Origin of the sequence: Streptomyces aurantiacus (assembly GCF_027107535.1) — a bacterium.
Lineage (GTDB): Bacteria > Actinomycetota > Actinomycetes > Streptomycetales > Streptomycetaceae > Streptomyces.
In genome coordinates this window covers 273774-291784 of the sequence record NZ_CP114283.1, presented here as the reverse complement: position 1 = coordinate 291784, position 18011 = coordinate 273774, and the positions used below count along the sequence as shown (strand labels likewise).

Annotated in this window: 18 protein-coding genes; 6 read left to right on the top strand and 12 right to left on the bottom strand. The window is 69.2% G+C overall.

Features of this window, described 5'->3' with window-relative positions; all coding sequences use genetic code 11:
• Window positions 1-178 precede the first annotated feature (178 nt).
• On the bottom strand, window positions 179-514 hold the full coding sequence (locus O1Q96_RS02995) for a hypothetical protein (RefSeq protein ID WP_217458281.1): 336 nt from the start codon (window positions 512-514) through the stop codon (window positions 179-181).
• Window positions 515-940: 426 nt separating this feature from the next.
• Between O1Q96_RS02995 and O1Q96_RS02990 the strand changes: the two genes are divergently transcribed.
• Both O1Q96_RS02990 and O1Q96_RS02985 read left to right on the top strand, forming a co-directional pair.
• Window positions 941-1930 (top strand): helix-turn-helix domain-containing protein, encoded by a 990-nt coding sequence (locus tag O1Q96_RS02990; protein WP_269246727.1) that lies wholly within the window; start codon window positions 941-943, stop codon window positions 1928-1930.
• Complete coding sequence (locus O1Q96_RS02985; RefSeq protein WP_269246726.1) at window positions 1927-2913, top strand: helix-turn-helix transcriptional regulator; 987 nt, start codon at window positions 1927-1929, stop codon at window positions 2911-2913. The genes O1Q96_RS02990 and O1Q96_RS02985 overlap by 4 nt, the downstream gene beginning before the upstream one ends.
• Here the strand turns inward: O1Q96_RS02985 and O1Q96_RS02980 are convergent.
• Window positions 2876-3910: a helix-turn-helix transcriptional regulator gene (locus O1Q96_RS02980; protein WP_269246725.1), complete on the bottom strand. Its 1035-nt coding sequence runs from the start codon at window positions 3908-3910 to the stop codon at window positions 2876-2878. The two genes, O1Q96_RS02985 and O1Q96_RS02980, sit on opposite strands and share 38 nt — an antisense overlap.
• A 493-nt stretch (window positions 3911-4403) precedes the next feature.
• Here O1Q96_RS02980 and O1Q96_RS02975 point away from each other — a divergent pair, with 493 nt between their 5' ends.
• Window positions 4404-4919 carry a response regulator transcription factor gene (locus O1Q96_RS02975; RefSeq protein ID WP_269246724.1) on the top strand — a complete coding sequence of 172 codons (516 nt, stop codon included), beginning with the start codon at window positions 4404-4406 and terminating at the stop codon, window positions 4917-4919.
• A 68-nt stretch (window positions 4920-4987) separates the two neighbouring features.
• Here the strand turns inward: O1Q96_RS02975 and O1Q96_RS02970 are convergent, their stop codons facing one another.
• The 4 genes from O1Q96_RS02970 to O1Q96_RS02955 all read right to left on the bottom strand — a co-directional run bounded on the left by O1Q96_RS02970 (window position 4988) and on the right by O1Q96_RS02955 (window position 9678).
• Window positions 4988-7162, bottom strand: coding sequence for a hypothetical protein (locus tag O1Q96_RS02970; protein ID WP_269246723.1), 2175 nt, complete (start codon window positions 7160-7162; stop codon window positions 4988-4990).
• Window positions 7159-7845 carry an ABC transporter ATP-binding protein gene (locus O1Q96_RS02965; protein WP_269246722.1) on the bottom strand — a complete coding sequence of 229 codons (687 nt, stop codon included), beginning with the start codon at window positions 7843-7845 and terminating at the stop codon, window positions 7159-7161. Before O1Q96_RS02965 ends, O1Q96_RS02970 begins: the two co-directional genes overlap by 4 nt.
• Window positions 7846-7982: 137 nt before the next feature.
• Entirely contained in the window at window positions 7983-8369 is a 387-nt protein-coding gene (locus O1Q96_RS02960) for a hypothetical protein (protein WP_269246721.1), read from the bottom strand.
• A gap of 253 nt (window positions 8370-8622) precedes the next feature.
• Window positions 8623-9678, bottom strand: coding sequence for a sugar ABC transporter substrate-binding protein (locus O1Q96_RS02955; RefSeq protein ID WP_269246720.1), 1056 nt, complete (start codon window positions 9676-9678; stop codon window positions 8623-8625).
• Between the two features lie 402 nt (window positions 9679-10080).
• On the opposite strand from O1Q96_RS02955, the gene O1Q96_RS02950 reads away from it, so the two are divergent.
• Window positions 10081-10527: a hypothetical protein gene (locus O1Q96_RS02950; RefSeq protein ID WP_269246719.1), complete on the top strand. Its 447-nt coding sequence runs from the start codon at window positions 10081-10083 to the stop codon at window positions 10525-10527.
• 37 nt (window positions 10528-10564) lie between these two features.
• Here the strand turns inward: O1Q96_RS02950 and O1Q96_RS02945 are convergent, their stop codons facing one another.
• Both O1Q96_RS02945 and O1Q96_RS02940 read right to left on the bottom strand, forming a co-directional pair.
• The gene (locus O1Q96_RS02945) at window positions 10565-10855 is read right to left on the bottom strand and encodes a hypothetical protein (protein WP_269246718.1); all 291 of its coding nucleotides are present in this window, start codon (window positions 10853-10855) and stop codon (window positions 10565-10567) included.
• A gap of 23 nt (window positions 10856-10878) precedes the next feature.
• Complete coding sequence (locus O1Q96_RS02940; RefSeq protein ID WP_269246717.1) at window positions 10879-11328, bottom strand: helix-turn-helix domain-containing protein; 450 nt, start codon at window positions 11326-11328, stop codon at window positions 10879-10881.
• 259 nt (window positions 11329-11587) lie between these two features.
• Here O1Q96_RS02940 and O1Q96_RS02935 point away from each other — a divergent pair, with 259 nt between their 5' ends.
• Both O1Q96_RS02935 and O1Q96_RS02930 read left to right on the top strand, forming a co-directional pair.
• The gene (locus tag O1Q96_RS02935; protein ID WP_217458273.1) at window positions 11588-11842 is read left to right on the top strand and encodes a hypothetical protein; all 255 of its coding nucleotides are present in this window, start codon (window positions 11588-11590) and stop codon (window positions 11840-11842) included.
• Between the two features lie 111 nt (window positions 11843-11953).
• The gene (locus tag O1Q96_RS02930; protein WP_269246716.1) at window positions 11954-13372 is read left to right on the top strand and encodes a PA14 domain-containing protein; all 1419 of its coding nucleotides are present in this window, start codon (window positions 11954-11956) and stop codon (window positions 13370-13372) included.
• A 94-nt stretch (window positions 13373-13466) separates the two neighbouring features.
• Here O1Q96_RS02930 and O1Q96_RS02925 read toward each other — a convergent pair whose 3' ends face one another.
• From O1Q96_RS02925 to dnaK, 4 genes are all read right to left on the bottom strand, one after another.
• On the bottom strand, window positions 13467-13940 hold the full coding sequence (locus O1Q96_RS02925) for a heat shock protein transcriptional repressor HspR (RefSeq protein WP_254644625.1): 474 nt from the start codon (window positions 13938-13940) through the stop codon (window positions 13467-13469).
• Window positions 13941-13947: 7 nt separating this feature from the next.
• Window positions 13948-15141, bottom strand: a complete 1194-nt coding sequence (gene dnaJ, locus O1Q96_RS02920) for a molecular chaperone DnaJ (protein ID WP_269246715.1) — start codon at window positions 15139-15141, stop codon at window positions 13948-13950.
• Window positions 15142-15228: 87 nt separating this feature from the next.
• A complete protein-coding gene (gene grpE / locus O1Q96_RS02915) occupies window positions 15229-15912 on the bottom strand; it encodes a nucleotide exchange factor GrpE (RefSeq protein WP_269246714.1) in 684 nt (227 codons plus the stop codon).
• Window positions 15909-17777, bottom strand: a complete 1869-nt coding sequence (dnaK, locus tag O1Q96_RS02910; protein WP_217458267.1) for a molecular chaperone DnaK — start codon at window positions 17775-17777, stop codon at window positions 15909-15911. Before dnaK ends, grpE begins: the two co-directional genes overlap by 4 nt.
• Between the last annotated feature and the right edge of the window lie 234 nt (window positions 17778-18011).

The window sequence follows — 18011 nt, the reverse complement described above, 5'->3', positions numbered from 1 at the left end:
CGGCGGCGGCGCGCGATCCCCGCGAGGGCCCGGCACGAGACTGATTTCAGCCCTTGTGAGAACCAGGGGATAGCCTGAAATATCCCTGAAAACTGCAGCGGCGTCACCGTGTTCAGGTCACGGTGACGCCGCTGCGGGGGGGAAGCGCCTGAGCGATTTACAACGACGGGGGAATCGCTCAGGCACTGCGGGGGGTGGCTGCGATGGTTCGTACGTCCGGGGCTTCCGGCTCGTCCAGCCGATGGTCGCGCTGGTCGAGGTTCACAAAGATCATTCCGTACCTGATGGCGCACCGAACCGGCTGCGGCGCCCCCCGAGGCCGTCGCAGACACCGATACGCACGTACGTCGTCGTCATCGTCCCGGGTCACCACGACCGGCTCTCCGAAGACGGTCACCATCAACGAGTCACCGCTGTGGGGGATGGCGGTGGCCAGGTCGATGAAGTGCCAGCCCGAGCGGTAGGCCGTGGCCATCTCTCGGCGGAAGGAGCGGTCGTCGGGAGGAGTCGTCATGTCAGGCCCAAGCGCTGTCGTCCGGACCGGCCGGCGCCACCGGCCAGTAGCTGTCGCCCGGAGCCGCAACGGTCGCCGCCCTCGGCCAGAAGCTGTCGGCAGGAGCCGCAGCCGACGCGGTGGTCACCTTCGGCCAAAAGCTGTCACCCGGAGCCTCGGTAGCCACCGGCACAGCCGGCCAGTAGCTGTCCGCCTGTGCGTCACCCTTCACGTCGGAGACACCGCTCAGCGCTCCGAATGCCACAACGGCGGAGAAGGCGGCGACAAGCACCGAGCGAAGCATTTTGTTACGCATAATCGGCTTCGTCCTCACTTGAAGGTCCCCTCTTCCCCCGTCGACTACGACGATGGCTCATTCGGGCACGTCATGGCCACATAATCGATGCATCATGTTCCTGCACGTTCAGGACCCTGGGGGGTGGAGATTTGGCAACGAATCAGACTAAAGCGGCACATCCCCATTCGGTGACCGAACTGTGTGCCGAGGGTGGACGCCTCTACGCGAACGCTCTGCGCACGGGACGTATCGCCCGAGAGGACGTGAAGCCCGCACCCTGTCTGATGGAGTTCGCCCTCCTTCACCCCGATCCGGACGACCCCGACTGGCTGCGTCCCGTACCACCTTCGGTGGCCCTCGCGCAGCGTCTCAACCCCCTGGAACGTGAGATCGCCCAGCGCCGGCGGCTCACGATCGAGATGGCCGACACCTTCGAGCCCTTCATGACCCTGAGTGCTCAGAGCACGACGAGCACCCACTCCATCACGGTGCTGGAGGGCAGCGACCGGATAAACGCCGCGCTCGACCTGGCCACGGCCCAGTGCCGGACCCAGATGCTCACGGTCCAGCCGAGCGGGCGGCGCCCCGAGCAGCGGATCATCCAGGGGCTGGAGCGCGACAGGCCGCTACTCGAACGTGGTGTGAGCATCCGGACGCTGTACCAACACACGGCCCGCTACAGCCCGGAGAAGCTGGCGTACGTGGACCAGGTGGCCGGCAAGGTCGAGATACGCACCATCGACGAGCTGGTGGAACGTCTCATCATCTGCGACGAGACCGTCGCCTTCATCCCCACCCGCGACGACCAGAAGGTCGCCCTGGAGCTGCGCCACCCGGGCCTCGTCCGCTACCTGGCCAAGGTCTTCGAGTTCATGTGGGGCCGCGCGGTTCCGCTGAGCACCAGCGCTCCCTACGAGACCGCTTCGGGCGGCATCACCGACATCCAGCACTCCATCGCCAAGCTCCTCGTGGAAGGCCACGTCGACGAGGCCATAGCGCGCCGGCTCGGCATGAACGTACGGACGTGCCGCGCGCACATAGCGAAGCTGGCCACCGCCCTGGGCAGCGGCAGCCGGGCACAGCTCGGCTATCTGATCGCCGAGTCGGGGATCCTGAAGCAGGACGGGGCCTCGGAGTGACGGTTCCACACGCGGCGCACGACGTGGAGGACCTGTGCGCGGCCGGAGTCGCGCTGTACGAGCGGGCCCTGCGCGAGGGACGCGTCCCCACGGACGCGGCCGGGGAGGCCCCCTGCCTCGTCGACTCCGGGCTGCTGAACCCGGCCGTCGAGGACCTGAGCGTGCTGGAACCGGTCGCCCCGGTGGTGGCCCTCCACCGGCTGCTGCAGCTCTCCGGGAAGCGCATCGCCGACGAACGGCGGCGCGAGGCCCGGCTGGCCACGGTGTTCGAACCCCTGATGCGGGTCGCCGGCCGGCGGACGGCGACGACGGACATACCTGCGATCACCATCCTCAGCGGTACCGGACGGATCAACCAGGCCATCACCGAGGCCATGAGCGACGCGACGCGCGAGATCCTCTCCATCCAGACCAGCGCAGGACGCGCGGGCGGTCGCCAGGAGGCGTCGGATGTCGTCGCTCTGCCCCGCGACCAGGCCTTCCTGGACCGCGGGGGCCGCATCCGCGCCCTCTACCAGCACACGCTGCGCCACTCGCCCAGCGTCCTGTCACGCTACGAACAACTGCGGGGCGACGTCGAGGCACGCTCCCTCGACGAGCTCACCGACCGTCTCATCGCCATCGACGGCGAGGTCGCCTTCCTCCCAGCGAACAAGGACGGCACCCTCGCCCTGGAGGCCCGCCACCCCGCCCTCGTCGGCTACTTCGTCACGACCTTCGACCGGTTCTGGCGGCTCGCCACGCCCATGTACCCGCAAGCCGTCCGACGCCCGTCCCTGAACGGCGTCACTCCCCGCCAGAAAGCCATCGCGAGCCTCCTCGTCGAAGGGCACACCGACGCGGTCATCGCCGAGCGCCTCGGCATGAACGTCCGTACCGCCCGCGTCCACATAGCCAAACTCGCCGCCACCCTCGGCAGCGAGAGTCGCGCCCAACTCGGCTACCTCATCGGTCGGTCGGGGATTCTGGAGCAGGAGCAGTGAGCGGCTGAAGCTCCGGTGAGCGCGGGGGCCCGTCCAGGCCCGCCTGGGCGATCCGTACCCCCAGCTGCGTACGGCTGGCGGCGCCCAGCGTCTCCGACAGGCGGGCTATGTGGGCGCGGCACGTACGCACGCTGATACCGAGCCGCTCCGCGACCACCGCGTCCTGGTGGCCCTCGGCGAGCAGTGCCGCGATGGAGCGTTCGCGGTGGGTGATGCCCTCGATTCCGGTGTCCGGGAGCGGGGCGGTGAGCGGGATCGCGAGGCGCCAGAGCCGTTCGAACACGGTGACCAGGTAGTCCACGAGGGCCGGATGCCGCAGCTCCAGCGCGATCGTGCGGTCGGGGCTCGCGGGGATGAACGCGACCGTGCGGTCGAAGACGATGAGCCGCTCGGTGACCTCGTCGAGGGTGCGGGCCTCCGCCGAGTCGCCCATCAGTTCCATGTAGTTCAGCAGGCCCTGCCCGTGCCGGGCCACGTGCGTGTACAGGTCGCGCATGCGCACCCCGCGGCGGCGCAGCGCGAGCGCCCTGGGCAGGCCCTCGGAGAGTTCGTCCTCGCGGCGGATGCCGCCCGGCTGGACGGCCAGCACCTCGGACGTGCACGCCTCGGTCGCCTCGTCCATGGCGGCCCGGATGCGGGGCAGCCCGTCGAGCACCCGGATCGCCACCCCCTCGGAGGGTGAGCGCGCGTCGCCGCCGAGGGCCGCGTACCACTCGAAGGCGGACACCGCCTTGCCCATGCGGGACTGGGTCGCGGCGACGTGGTCGTGCATCTCCCGCAGCAGGCGTGTCATGACCTCCTGCGGCGAGGTCGGCACCAGCCATCCCATGTCGTCGGGGTCGGGATGCAGCAGCGCCAACTCGACCAGGCAGGGCACCGACTCGGCGTCCGCGCGGGACACCCGGCCGCGTCGTACCGCCCGGGAGTAGACCCGGTCCCCGGCATCGCACAGGCGGTCAGCACCGTGTGGATGCGCTTCCGTCCTGTGCCCGGCCATCTCCCCAACCCCCGGTTCCAGCCTCTTCCGGAGCGCAACTATGCGCGGACGCACCCGCCTCCGCAACACGGCTTCCCCGTATCCGTGCCACCTATCGGCACATTTGATCCATATTTGTCCACGCCTCCGGATGGCTCGTTGCAACAAGCTGACGGTAGCGATGGAATGAATATCGAGTGCATTCTTGGTGATCGCGGGAGATTGACCCACTCCCGCCGTTGAGAACACTCCGTCGCGGGGAATCGGCGGGACGCAGTGGCACCTTGAGCGAACCCGACCGGTTCAATTCATTCCGCCGGGGATCGATGGGGCTTGCCACGCCCGGGGGAAGGGGCACGGGGTGATACGAGTTGGGATTCTTGGACGCCATTCTCTGGAACGTGCCGGAGTGCGGCAAGCCGTAGAGGAACACGGGGACATACGTGTCGTCGGCGAAGACCAATCCAGTAACGCGCAGCACGTCGTACGGACGGTACGGCCGGACCTTCTCGTCATGAGGTCCGCCGGCGAGGACGAGGCGCTCCGCACGCTCAGGAGTCTGGAGGCGCTCAAGGCCTCGCCCGCCCGCATCATCCTGGTCGACCGTCTCTCGGAGTCCGGCACTCGCCGTCTGTTGAGGGGCGGTGCGCACGGCATCCTGCTCAGCAACGACTCCGTGAACCATCTGGCCTGGGCCGTACGAGCGGCCGTCGCGGGCAGCATCGCGCTCGCGCCCGAGGCAGCCCGTCTCATGGTCGACCGGTATCTCCAGCCGATTCACGAGCGCGAGGAAGTGGCCGTCGCCCGGGCCCGAATGGCACTGCTCAGCCCCAGAGAGTACGAGACTCTGACCCTGCTTTGCGAGGGATTGTCGAACCCCACCGTCGCCGAAAACCTCAGCATCAGCGAACACACCGTCAAGGACCACATTCGCGCGATTTACTCGAAGCTCGGCGTCGACAACCGAGTTCAGGCCGCACACATCGCCTGGCAGGCCCAATATCAGTCGTGGCGCCAGGCCCCGTACTAGACCTGCTACCAGGCCCAGCACGGGGAGTCTCCCCGCTTGCTGAAATCGGCGTATCCGCGGGAAACCCGTCAATCACCGCGTGGACGCCACACCGAAGCGGCCGAGGACGCCATCCTCGCTCCCCACCAGGCCATGACCGCCGCGCACAGCAACCCGGCCGCGCCCACGGTCGAAAGCGCGGACAGCCTGCTACTGCCGCTGGCCATCAAGGGGCTCGTGACGAACCACGACACGAGCACCGCCATGAAGACGGCGAACACGGTCGGAGCGAGCAGCGACCACCATGACACGGAGTAGTAGACCCGGCGGCTTCCCGCGAGGACTGAGATCGGGCCAAGCTCCCTTCCCGTACGGACGAACTGGGCGATCGATCCGATACCGGCAACCACGACTATGACCAACACCCCTGCCAACGACAGCAGTTGCAGCCACTGCTGAGCCGCTATCCCCTCGCCGCTGCCGCCCAACGACCCGGTCATTGCGAAGACTTCCACCCGGGTAGCCATCGCCAGGTTGCTGTTGGCGGCCTGGTGCACGCGAGCCGGCGAGAGTTGCCGGCCGTCCGCCGCCACCACCATGAGCGCCGGGTCCTCGGTCTTGCGCACCGCATCGCTCACACTTCCCGTACGTGCGAACAGACGCAGCCCGACGGACCGCTCCAGGGAGACGGCCTGGTCCAAACCCCGGTGGCTGCTGTGCAGTGCGGTCGGGGAGCCCGAACACGGCACGTCGAGACTCCGCCACACGGCGCACCCGGCGACGACCTCGGCCCTGCCCTTCTCCGAATCGCGGAGCACGGCCAGGGCGTGGACTTCCCGACCCAATGCGCGCTCGAAACCCGCCACATCGGCGGACGCCGTCGACATGGTCGTCGACACGCGCAGCACGCTGGTCCCCAAGTGGTTCTCCACAGCTTCGACCCGGTCGCTCATGTCGGTGAAAAGGCTGATGGCGATCTGCCCTTGCGCGGCCAGCCCGATCGCGATGACCACGGAGGCGACCAGCCGGGCGACCGGACGCGCCCCGGAGGCCAGCCGTCGGCCCGACACCAGCATGCCGATCCGCCCGCGCGCGGCCCCGGCCCTGGCCATCATGGGCCCCGCCGCGGACACGAGCGCGCCGACCACGCCGGGAAGCAGCGCGATGGTGGCGACCGAGCCGGCCGCCAGCACGGGAAGCCGCAGGTCGTACGGTGCGAGATCGGTGCCGCGTACAGTGCCGAAGAACGCCACGGGGAACAACCACAGCATCCACTCGCGACGGCGTCCCGCCGCGACCGGTCTGGTCGAACGACCGTCGGTTCTGTGGGGAGGCTGCAGCAGCACCACGAGGGCCAGTACGGTCATCGGTACGCCCCCGAGAGCAACCGCAAGCCCGGCCAGGGCCGCGCGGGCGTCAGGTGCGTAGAGCACGAAGTCGACCATGGGAAACGGGACGTCGATGACCGGCACCAGGCCCGCGACAATCCCTGCCGGCACCGCACCGATCGCCACCGGTACGCCCGCCTCGCCCACCGCGAACCAGGCACGGGCGCCGGTCGACGCCCCCAGCGCGGCAAGCACAGCGGTACGCCGGTCCCTGGCCGCGGCGCCGACCCTGGCGGCGATCACCACGAACAGCGCGGCGGGCAGTCCCACCAGCGCCAGGTATGCCCAACGGAACTCGGACGGACCAAAGTTGTACAGATGCTCGCCCAGCGCGGGCGTCCAGGGGACCCCGAAGCCGGACACCTTCGCCATCGACTCGGCGTCCAGTCTCGCCGCGGCGGGGCGTACATAAGCAAAATACTCCCCCGGCGCTTCCAGCCCTTCAGCGCCGATGGTGCCCACCGGACGGCCGTACTCGCCGAGCACGACGCCGTCGGCCTTCTTGAGCGCAGGGGAAAGGAGCACCTCGCCCGGCTTCGGCCAGTGGCCGACACCTGGGGGCAACGGCGCGTTCTCGACGAGGGGTTCGATGTAGACCACGTCGTACTGGCGGTCGTTCAGGCTCGCGATCGTCGCCTTCCACAGCAGCTCGGCCCGCGCGGAGGACCCCGGTTCGACGACTCTCGCCCCTCGGGCCGCACTCCGGTCCGCCCGCCCGTCGAACGAAGCCGAGGCCAGGACGAACCCCATGACGGCCAGGGTCGCGACGGTCGTCGCCAGGAGCAGCGCGAAGAAGCGGATACGTCCCGCCTCAGCCGTCCACGAGGCGGCACGCCCCATCCGCAGCAGCTGGCGCCTGAGCCCCGTGCCGGTCACCGCGCTTCCTGAACCTGAGCCAACTTACCGTCCACCAAGTGCAGTTGTACGTCGGCCAGGCGTGCCACCGTCTCGTCGTGCGTCACCACGACCAGCGCGCATCCGTGCGCACGGGGCGTACGGAAAAGGAGGTCTGCCACCGACGCCCGCTGCTTCCCGTCCAGGGATCCCGTCGGCTCGTCGGCGAGTAGCAGTTCCGGGGTGTTCACCAGCGCCCTGGCCACCGCGACACGCTGTCGCTCCCCACCGGAGAGATCCTGTGTCGCCGTTGTCTTGGGTACACCGAGGTCGGCCAGGAGCCTCTCGGAGCGGGACTGCGCGTCGCCGGCCGAGTCACCGGCCAGCAGGCTCGCGATCATGACGTTCTCGACGGGGGTGAGTTCCGGGAGGAGTTCACCGAACTGGAAAACCATGCCTATGTGCCGACGCCGATGTGCGGCCAGAGCCCGCGACGACAGCCCGTTCATGTCCTGGCCCGCGACGGTCACGTGTCCCGAGTCCGGACGGACGAGGCCCATGATGCACATCAGCAGCGAGGACTTCCCGCTGCCCGAGGGACCCATCACGGAAACGGACTGCCCGGGGTGGACAGCCAAGTCGGCGCCTGCCAGCAGGCGGCGCCCGGCCACGTCGTACACCACGTCGTCGATGTCCAGGACGGGCCGGGTGGGGGGTGAGGTCACACGATGCTCCCTTGGTCTCGAGTACCAGAACCTCCAGAGGTGCAGGAAGTCCCAGAAGTCCCGGAAAACGGCAGCCCGGCCGGAGGCGTGGAGCCCCCCGGCCAGGCTGCCGGTCCGGATCAGTGGGTGCAAATGTCTTAGTCTGTGTACCAATCGGTGTGCCAGTCGGGCAGGTTGTTGCGTGAGACCGTGCCTCGGGCCTTGAAGATTTCGGAGTGCTCGCCGCTTTCGACGGTGCCCGGGTTGCCATCGTTGTCCGACGGCCCGTCGGGGCCGCCCTTGTTCCACAGCGTCAGCTTGTCGTCCGAGTGGGCGATCCGGTAGTACTCCGCCTTCACCCAGTGGTCCTCGCCGGTGTCCTTGATGTTCATGATTCCGCGGTCCGGCGTGCCCTCGGTCCAGAACCGGAGTTCACCGCCGTACGAGTGCGGCCCGATCTCGTACGCGAAGGCGGGCGCTGTCGTGCCGAGAGCCAGGGCGGCGATGAACCCGACCCCCAGGCGTCTTGCGGTTCTGATGTTCACAGAGTCACTCCTCTCTTCCGCCACGGAACATGACGGAATGGGTGACACGGAGCCATGAGTGCGATCCGTGTGGCCTCAGGCTCTCGGCCAGGTCTCAGCCGTGGTATCCACCCATCGGGGGTTACCGCCTCCAAGCACCGACCGACTGGGGGACAGCCCATCTCCACACCGCTGTCACACAAGCGGAATCAAAAAGAGGTCTTCGTCGACCCTCGCGTACGGATCCCGCGTCGTGGCCGGCCGCGGGATGCGGCTAGTCGATGCCGAGGGACTCGCACGCCGCCTTGTACTTGGCCGTGCAGATCTCCTGGGCGGAGTAGATGCCGTCGCGGATGACCGTCGACTCGATGGTGTTCTGGGTGAGGGACGAGACCTGGACGAGGTGGGCCGGGATGTTCTTGTCGGTGGGGCTGGAGACCTTGTCGGGGGTGAGCGAGTCGAACTCGATGCCGTAGCCGCGGACGCGGGCCACGGCCAGCTCGGCGGCGGTCTCGGCCTCGTCGGGGTACGGCTTGTAGACGCTCATGAACTGGTCGCCGGCGACGATGCGCTGTACCGCGTCCAGCTCCGCGTCCTGACCGGTGACCGGCGGCAGGTTGGTGACGCCCGCGGCCTTCAGCGCGGAGATGACGCCGCCCGCCATGCCGTCGTTGGCGGAGTAGACCCCGGCGATGTTGTCCGCGCCGATGGAGGAGATGGCCGCCATCATGTTGGCCCGGGCGTTCGCCGGCTTCCAGTCCTTGGTGTCGTACGACTTGGCGATGGTCACCTTGCCGGTCAGCTCGCCGAGGGCGCCCGCCTTGAACTGGGCGGCGTTCGGGTCCGTCACCGCACCGTTCATCATGACGATCTTCTGGGACTTGCCACCGTCCAGCTGGTCGGTGAGGGCCCGGCCCTGCACCTGTCCGACCGCCTCGTTGTCGAACGAGATGTACGCGTCGATCGGCCCCTCGGCCAGCCTGTCGTACGCGATGACGGGAATGCCCGCGGCCTTGGCCTTCTCCACTCCGGTGGCGATGGCGTGCGAGTCCACGGCGTCCACCAGCAGCACGTCGACCTTGTCGTCGATCATCTGCGCGAGCTGCCGGTTCTGCTCGGCGGCGTCCTGCTCGGCGTTGGCGTAGACGACCTCGCCCTTGCCGTTCGTGAGGGAGGCGACCTTCTTCTTGATGATGGGGTAGTCGAACTTCTCGTAGCGGGAGTTCGCCTTCTCCGGCAGCAGCAGGCCCACCGTGATGTCGTCGCCCTTGGTCGGGCTCGCTTCAGCGCCGTCGTCACCGGTGCCGCACGCGGCCAGAGTCAGGGTCATGGAGGAAGCGGCGATGGCTAGAACGGTACGACGTATGGCGCGGTTCACTTCGGGTGCCTTCCGGACGAGGGCGACATTGCGAGCCCAGTGACAAAAAGCCAACGCGGGGGTTCCCGGGACGTCAAGGAGTAGCTGCTAACGAGATCGCAACGGAAAGGTGTGGAGAGACGGGGGTGAAGTCGGGCGGATCCCCCGGAGAGCGGTGGGACACAGGGGGCAGAACACCACGTCCGGGTCAGTGCGGGCACCTGATCGGCCGCGTACCGATTGCGGCGGCGGGGCTCCCGGAAGTTGCTGGAACCAGACAACTCGTCCCACTCCTTGCCACCACTGACTCCGGAGTCCCGCATGCGCACCTTCTCCCGATGCCTCATAACCGCCCTCGCGGCAGGCTGCCTGGCCGTGACAGTCGGCACGACCGCCACGGCCGCCACCGGGCCCGCCGTGCCCCTGCCCTGGCCTCAGGCGGCGCCCGGGCCTCAGGACGTGCCCGGAGCGCAGGCCGCGCCCGATCCGGTCCCGGGCGCCTGTGACGTCGACTGGCCCAAGCTCGCCGGGCTCACCGGTCCCAACACTCTCCACGACGCGGTCGTCGCCTGCGCCCAGGGCTACACGGGGCGCGACCTCGAAAGCTGGCTCCAGGCCCCGCCGAAGCCGCCCAAGGAGCCGAAGGACCCGAAGCAACCGGTGGACCTGACGGACCCGGTGCAGCAATCGGGACAGACTGCGCAGACCGGGCAGAAGGAGCAGGACTGGACCGGGGCCGATGCCGGGGACTGGGACGACGACCTGGCCTGCGACCTGGCGGAGATCTTCGACGAGCCCACGGGGTGCCGCACCGCTCCGTGAGAACCGGCCCGCCTCCTCGCCTCGCCCCTCCCTGCCTTCAGCCCTCGTCGTCCGGCGGGTGTTCGCGCAGGCGCTCGGGGAAGGGGAGGAGGCGGGCCGTCGGGCGGTCCGGGCCCACCGGGCGCTCCTGGCCGGACGCGCGGGCGTGTTCCTCCCAGCCCGCGCGGAACCAGCTCAGCTGGTGCCGCTGCAGTTCCTCCTCGGTGAGCACACGGACGGACTCCGGGCCTGCGACACGGACCTTCGCGGCGAGCGTGTCGAAGAGCTCGCCCACGAGTTCGGCGACGCGTTCCGCCTCGGTGCCGCGGCCGCCTCCTGGATCACCCATGCCGTGCCCCGGTCCCTTCGCCGTCAAGCGCCCTCCGGCAGGAACTGCCGTGCCACCTTGGCGAACAGGTCCCGCAGTTCGGCCGGGACGCCCATCCTGCGGGCGGCCTCCTCGGGGCTGATCCGCAGGTGCTCGTCGCCGTCCGCGGAACGGCCGCCGTCGGTGAGCGGCAGATCGTCCTCGGTGAGCCTGCCGGAGCGGATGAGCATCTCCCGCAGGGGCACTCCGAGCACGGCCGCGATCCTGCGCATCGTCTCCAGGTCGGGCATGGACTGCCGTTGCAGCAGCCGGCTCACGGCGGCGCGGTGCACCCCGGCGTCGTCCGCGAGCTTCGAACGGCCGCCGCCGCGCGGGCTGTCGATGTCATAGCCGCGGACCCGCAGCAGGCTTTCGATCCAGCCTGCGAACTCCTCGAGACCCTCGGCCCGGTACGCCTGGTCCGTACGGGCCCCGGCCCGTGCGCTGGAACCCATGTGACCGCTCCCCTGTCGTCGCGGGGAGAGCGTACCGACCGGGCTCGCACTCATGTGTGTGCGCGCTCGCACGTAACCGTGGAGATTCGGCAACGGCCGCTCCACCAAGGGTTCTTCGGCCACATTCCGTAGCGCCTGCGTCACATCGGCCTCTCCGGATCCATAGTTACTTGCGCACGCGCTCGCACCATGCAACCCTGTTCGCTCTTCCGCAACGTTCGAACACATGTTCCCACACATGAGAAGGGGTTGCAGCTGTATGACCACCACCGACACCGAGGAGGTCGTCCTGGAGCTGGAACGCCTGCGCCGCTCGGTCGACGTCGGCTTCGCCACCACCCGGGGCGACCTCGCCCTGCTCCTCCAGCGCGCGGACCAGACCGACAAGGCCCTCGACGAGCACGAAGCCCGCATCGAGGCCCTGGAACGGACCCGCTGGCCCCTGCCGTCCCTCGCGGCGGCCACCTCGTGCCTGGCCCTGGCGCTCACGCTCTGGCAGAGCCTGGGCCGCTAGCCGGAACGCCTTCAACTGGACTGAACGAATCCGTACAACCAACCCACGCGTCCGCCGGTCCTGATCGTCGGCGGCTTCCCTGCCGCCGCCGACGACGACACCGAGGAACGCATGAACCCAGCGAGAAGCAGGACGGCCGCTGTCGCCGCCGTCGTGCTCGCCACCACGGGCGGCCTGCTCAGCGCCGCCCCCTCGTCCGCGTCCGCCGCGACGAGTTGCAACTCACCCGTCTACACAAGGCAGTTCTTCGCGAACACCTCCTTCTCCGGCAAGCCGAAGAAGACCGACTGCGACTCGAAGATCGACCAGAACTGGGGCACCCGCGCCCCCGCCTCCGGCCTGCCGTCCAACAACTTCGGCGTCCGCTGGACCGTCACCCGCGACTTCGGTTCGGGCGGCCCCTTCGCCCTGCCCGTCGAGTCGCGTGACGGCATCCGCGTGTACCTGGACGGCGTCCGCAAGGTCGACCTCTGGAAGAACGTCTCCACCACCCAGAAGAAGACCGTCAACATCACCGTCCCGTCCGGGACGCACACGCTGCGCGTCGACTTCGTCAACTGGACCGGGTCCGCGAACGTCAAGTTCGCCTACACGCCCCGCACTTCGGCCACCGTCGACAAGGTCAAGCCGCTCGTGCCGACCGGGGCGAAGGCGACGTACGACACGGCGAGCGGCAAGGCCAGGCTCTCCTGGACGAAGAACAAGGAGATGGACCTCGCCGGGTACCGCGTCTACCGGCGGGCCGAGGGCGCCTCGTTCGGCACCGAGCCCCTCGCGACGACCACCTCCACGTCGTACACGGACGCCACGCTCCCGGCGACCGGCGAGACCTACCACTACGAGGCCCGCGCCTACGACAAGGCGGGCAACGAGTCGGCCGGTACCGCCGACCAGAGCGTGACCACCGCCGACCGGACGGCACCGGACGCGCCCACCATGATGAGCGCGGTCACGGAGACGGGCGGTCTGCGGATCTGGTGGCACCCCGAGGGCGGCGTGCAGCCGTCGTACCGGGTCTACCGGGCGGCGAGCGAGGGCGGCCCGTTCACCAGGATCGGCAGCCCGGATCCGGGGCGGCTCCACTACCTCGACGCCTCGGCCGTCGTGGACGTCAAGCACTTCTACCGGGTGACGGCGGTCGACGCGGCGGGCAACGAGTCCGCCCCGTCCGTCGTCTTCAGCGGCACACGGCGGGACTACACCCCGCCGCCCAACGTCACCGGGCTGGCGGCCACCCCGACCGAGTACGGCTTCGCGCTGAACTGGGACGGGAACCCGGCCGCCGACCTCGCGAAGTACGGCGTCTTCAAGGGCGAGCCCATGAAGGGCAACGAGTCGTTCTGCATCGCCCGCCTCGTGGAGTACGTGCCGGCCGGCACCACCTCGTACGAGCACAGCACCCTCCCCGACGGCGAGCGTGTCTGCTTCGTCGTCCGGGCGTACGACACCCACGGCAACTGGGCCACCAGCGGGGACAAGTCGGTGATCGCGACCGAGCTCGGCGCGGCGCCGGGCACGCCCGCCGGGTGAGCCGAGGGAACTGAGAGACACCAGCGACACGGAAGGGGCCCGGAGGTTCGGTTGAACCTCCGGGCCCCTTCCGTCCGTCCGCCCTCGCGGGCGGTCAGTCCGACTGCTGGCGCTTGGGGCGCCACACCACCAGCGCGCTCGTCTGCTGGACCTCCTGGTACGGGACCAGGTCGCGGCGGTACGAGGCGTGCACGGCGGCCTCGCGCTGCTGCATGGCCGACGCCGCGCCGTCCAGGGCCGCTTCCATCTCCGCGACGCGGGACTGGAGCGCGGCGACCTGGTTCTCCAGCTCGATGATGCGCTTGATGCCCGCGAGGTTGATGCCCTCGTCCTGCGACAACTGCTGGACGGTGCGCAGCAGTTCGATGTCGCGGGCAGAGTAGCGACGGCCGCGCCCCGCCGTGCGGTCCGGGGAGACCAGGCCGAGGCGGTCGTACTGACGCAACGTCTGCGGGTGCAGACCCGAGAGCTGGGCGGCCACCGAGATGACGTACACCGGTGTCTCTTCCGTCAGCTCATAGGCCCTGCCGGTGAATGAGTTCTGCCGACGACGTCCGGTCGCGTCCATGGTGTCCTCATGCTCCCTTCGCGGCCTGGAACAGCTCCGCCCGCGGATCCTCGTCCGCGGTGGCCTCGCGATACGCCTCGAGCGCGTCACGAGCCTTCCCCGTCACGTCCGTGGGGACACTCACCTCGACGGTGACCAGCAGGTCCCCTCGGGTGCCGTCCTTACGGACCGCACCCTTGCCACGGGCACGCATCGTACGGCCGTTGGGCGTGCCCGGGGGCAGCTTCAGGGTGACCGGAGGCCCCCCGAGCGTGGGCACACGGACCTCGCCGCCGAGCGCCGCCTCCGTGAAGGTGACGGGCACGGTGACGGTGAGGTTGTCGCCCTTGCGGCCGAAGACCGGGTGGGCGCCCACGTGCACGGTGACGTACAGGTCGCCCGAAGGGCCGCCCCGCTCGCCGGGCGCGCCCTTGCCCCGCAGGCGGATCCGCTGCCCGTCCGACACTCCGGACGGGATACGGACCTGCATGGTCCGGGACGACTTGGCGCGCCCCGAGCCGCTGCAGACCAGGCACGCGTGCTCCGCGATCAGACCGCGGCCCTTGCAGTCGGGGCACGGGTCGGTCAGCGAGAAGCCGCCGCCCGAGCCCCGCGCGACCTGGCCGGTGCCGACGCAGGTCGGGCACACCCTCGGTGTGCCGTTCTTGTCGCCGGTGCCCGAGCAGGCCTTGCAGGGCGACTGCGAGGTCATGCGCAGGGGGACGGTCGCGCCGTCCACCGCCTCGGTGAAGCTGAGCGTGACCTCGGTGTCGATGTCCTGGCCGCGCCGCGGCTGCGTACGCGTGCCGGTGGTGGTGGCGCCGCCACGGTTGAACAGGCCGCCGAAGACGTCACCGATGCCGCCGCCGAAGCCGCCGGCCCCACCGGCGCCGCCCGCTCCGCCCTGGGGCCCGCCTCCGAAGAGGTCCCCCAGGTCGAAGTTGAAGTTGCCGCCGGCGCCGGGACCGGGCCGGAACCCGCCGTTGCCGAAGAGGGCGCGGGCCTCGTCGTACTCCTTGCGCTTCTTGGGGTCCCCGAGGATGTCGTTCGCCTCGGAGATCTCCTTGAAGCGGTCCTCCGCCTTCGCGTTCCCCTTGTTGGCGTCCGGGTGGAACTCGCGGGCGAGCTTCCGGTACGCCTTCTTGATCTCGGCTTCGGTGGCGTCCTTGGGGACGCCGAGGACCTTGTAGTAGTCCTTCTCGATGAAGTCCTTGGTGCTCATCCTCGACGCCCCTCCTTCCGTACGTCACTGTCACGTACGCGCTCGACGCTGCCCGTGTGTACGGGCGCGCGTACGCCCTGTTTCACGTCAGCCCTCGTCCGGGCCACCGCTCTCCTTGTCGTCGGCCGCCGTGCTCGTGGCGTCCGTCTCGTCCTTGCCCGCCTGAGCGCCCGGCTGCGGCTCGGCCACCGCCACCCGCGCGGGGCGGATGGTGCGCTCGCCGAAGCGATACCCCGGCTGCAGAATCGCCACGCACGTGGTCTCCGTGACGTCGGGCGCGTACGAGTGCATCAGGGCCTCGTGGATCATCGGGTCGAAGGGCTCGCCCTCCTTGCCGAACTGCTGCAGGCCCATCTTCGCCGCGACGGTCTCCAGCGACTCGGCCACCGACTTGAAGCCGCCGACCAGTTCGCCGTGTTCCCGCGCGCGGCCGATGTCGTCGAGCACGGGCAGGAGCTCGGTCAGGAGGTTCGCGATGGCGACCTCCTTGACCGCGACCCGGTCGCGGTCGACCCGTCGGCGGTAGTTCTGGTACTCGGCCTGGAGCCGCTGGACGTCCGCCGTGCGCTCGTTGAGCGCCGTGCGCACCTGGTCCAGCTGAGCGGTGAGGCCCGCGATCTGCGCTGCTGCTGCCGCGTCCCCTGCCCGGGCCGCCCCGTCCTCCGCGGAGGAGGGGGCAGCCGTGGGCTCGGCGTCTTCAGGGGTGGCGCCGGAGGGGACGTCGGGCTGCTGCGACTGCTGCTCGTCGAAGCCCGGGGTCTCCTCCGTCACGCGGCACCGTCCTTGCGGTCACGGTCCTCGTCCACGATCTCGGCGTCGACGACGTCGTCGTCGGCGGCCTTGGCACCCGCGTCGGCACCGGCGTCACCCGGGGCCTCGGCGCCCGCTGCACCCTGAGCGGCCTGGGCGTCGGCGTACATCGCCTGGCCCAGCTTCTGGGAGACGGCGGCGACCTTCTCGGTGGCCGTACGGATCTCGGCGGTGTCCTCGCCCTTGAGCGCGGCCTTGAGCTCCTCGACGCTCGACTCGACCTCGGTCTTGACGTCGCCCGGGACCTTGTCCTCGTTGTCCTTGAGGAACTTCTCGGTCTGGTAGACGAGCTGCTCGCCCTGGTTGCGGGCCTCGGCGGCCTCGCGGCGACGGTGGTCCTCGTCCGCGTACTGCTCGGCCTCCTGGCGCATGCGGTCGACCTCGTCCTTCGGCAGCGAGGAGCCGCCGGTGACGGTCATCTTCTGCTCCTTGCCCGTGCCCAGGTCCTTCGCGGTCACGTGCATGATGCCGTTGGCGTCGATGTCGAAGGCGACCTCGATCTGCGGGACCCCGCGCGGGGCCGGCGGCAGACCGGTCAGCTCGAACATCCCGAGCTTCTTGTTGTACGCCGCGATCTCGCGCTCGCCCTGGTAGACCTGGATCTGCACCGACGGCTGGTTGTCCTCGGCCGTCGTGAAGATCTCGGACCGCTTGGTCGGGATCGTGGTGTTGCGCTCGATGAGCTTGGTCATGATCCCTCCCTTGGTCTCGATACCGAGGGACAGCGGGGTCACGTCGAGGAGCAGGACGTCCTTGACCTCACCCTTGAGGACACCGGCCTGGAGGGCGGCGCCGATGGCGACGACCTCGTCCGGGTTGACGCCCTTGTTGGCGTCCTGGCCGCCGGTCAGCTCCTTGACGAGCTCGGCGACGGCGGGCATACGGGTGGAGCCACCGACGAGAACGACGTGGTCGATCTCGCTCAGCTGGATGCCGGCGTCCTTGATGACGTTGTGGAACGGCGTCTTGCAGCGCTCCAGAAGGTCAGCGGTGAGCTGCTGGAACTGGGCGCGCGTGAGCTTCTCGTCCAGGTGCAGCGGGCCCTCGGCGGACGCCGTGATGTAGGGCAGGTTGATCGTGGTCTCGGTGGACGAGGACAGCTCGATCTTGGCCTTCTCGGCGGCCTCGCGAAGGCGCTGGAGCGCCATCTTGTCCTTGCCGAGGTCCACGCCGTGGCCGCTGTTGAACTGCTTGACCAGGTAGTCCATGACCCGCTGGTCCCAGTCGTCACCACCGAGGTGGTTGTCGCCGTTCGTGGCCTTCACCTCGACGACGCCGTCGCCGATCTCCAGGAGCGACACGTCGAACGTGCCGCCACCGAGGTCGAAGACGAGGATCGTCTGGTCGTCCTTGTCGAGGCCGTACGCGAGGGCGGCCGCGGTGGGCTCGTTCACGATGCGCAGGACGTTCAGGCCCGCGATCTCGCCGGCCTCCTTCGTCGCCTGACGCTCGGAGTCGTTGAAGTACGCCGGGACGGTGATGACCGCGTCGGCCACCTTCTCGCCCAGGTACGCCTCGGCGTCGCGCTTCAGCTTCTGCAGGATGAAGGCGCTCATCTGCTGCGGGTTGAAGTGCTTCCCGTCGAGCTCGATCTTCCAGTCCGTGCCCATGTGACGCTTCACGGAACGAATCGTCCGGTCCACGTTCGTGACCGCCTGGCGCTTCGCGACCTCGCCGACGAGCACCTCGCCGTTCTTGGCGAAGGCGACGACGGACGGCGTGGTCCTGGCGCCCTCTGCGTTGGTGATGACGGTGGGCTCACCGCCCTCCAGAACGCTGACGACGGAGTTAGTCGTGCCCAGGTCGATGCCGACCGCACGTGCCATTTCAATTCCTCCAGCAATGACTTGAGTGGAACGGACTCAAGTGTGCATGACGCTCGCCGCGTGGTCAACAGAGGTGAGTCATGGAGGCTCAACTCTTATCTCTTCCTTACGCGCATCTTTGGGTGTGACCTGCGGGTCGTCGTGTTTTCCGCGGGCCGGTGAGGGCTGGTCGCGCAGTTCCCCGCGCCCCTGAAGGGGCGCCGTCCCGCCACGCGTACCCAGGCAAGCCTCAGC

Excerpts from the sequence above, each read along its gene's own strand:
- O1Q96_RS02995 (WP_217458281.1), bottom strand. The coding sequence starts at position 514 with ATGACGACTCCTCCCGACGACCGCTCCTTCCGCCGAGAGATGGCCACG.
- dnaJ (WP_269246715.1), bottom strand. The coding sequence starts at position 15,141 with ATGAGCACCAAGGACTTCATCGAGAAGGACTACTACAAGGTCCTCGGC.
- dnaK (WP_217458267.1), bottom strand. The coding sequence starts at position 17,777 with ATGGCACGTGCGGTCGGCATCGACCTGGGCACGACTAACTCCGTCGTC.
- O1Q96_RS02925 (WP_254644625.1), bottom strand. The coding sequence starts at position 13,940 with ATGGACGCGACCGGACGTCGTCGGCAGAACTCATTCACCGGCAGGGCC.
- O1Q96_RS02975 (WP_269246724.1), top strand. The coding sequence starts at position 4,404 with ATGAGGTCCGCCGGCGAGGACGAGGCGCTCCGCACGCTCAGGAGTCTG.
- O1Q96_RS02930 (WP_269246716.1), top strand. The coding sequence starts at position 11,954 with ATGAACCCAGCGAGAAGCAGGACGGCCGCTGTCGCCGCCGTCGTGCTC.
- O1Q96_RS02945 (WP_269246718.1), bottom strand. The coding sequence starts at position 10,855 with ATGGGTGATCCAGGAGGCGGCCGCGGCACCGAGGCGGAACGCGTCGCC.
- O1Q96_RS02955 (WP_269246720.1), bottom strand. The coding sequence starts at position 9,678 with ATGACCCTGACTCTGGCCGCGTGCGGCACCGGTGACGACGGCGCTGAA.
- O1Q96_RS02935 (WP_217458273.1), top strand. The coding sequence starts at position 11,588 with ATGACCACCACCGACACCGAGGAGGTCGTCCTGGAGCTGGAACGCCTG.
- O1Q96_RS02940 (WP_269246717.1), bottom strand. The coding sequence starts at position 11,328 with ATGGGTTCCAGCGCACGGGCCGGGGCCCGTACGGACCAGGCGTACCGG.
- O1Q96_RS02980 (WP_269246725.1), bottom strand. The coding sequence starts at position 3,910 with ATGGCCGGGCACAGGACGGAAGCGCATCCACACGGTGCTGACCGCCTG.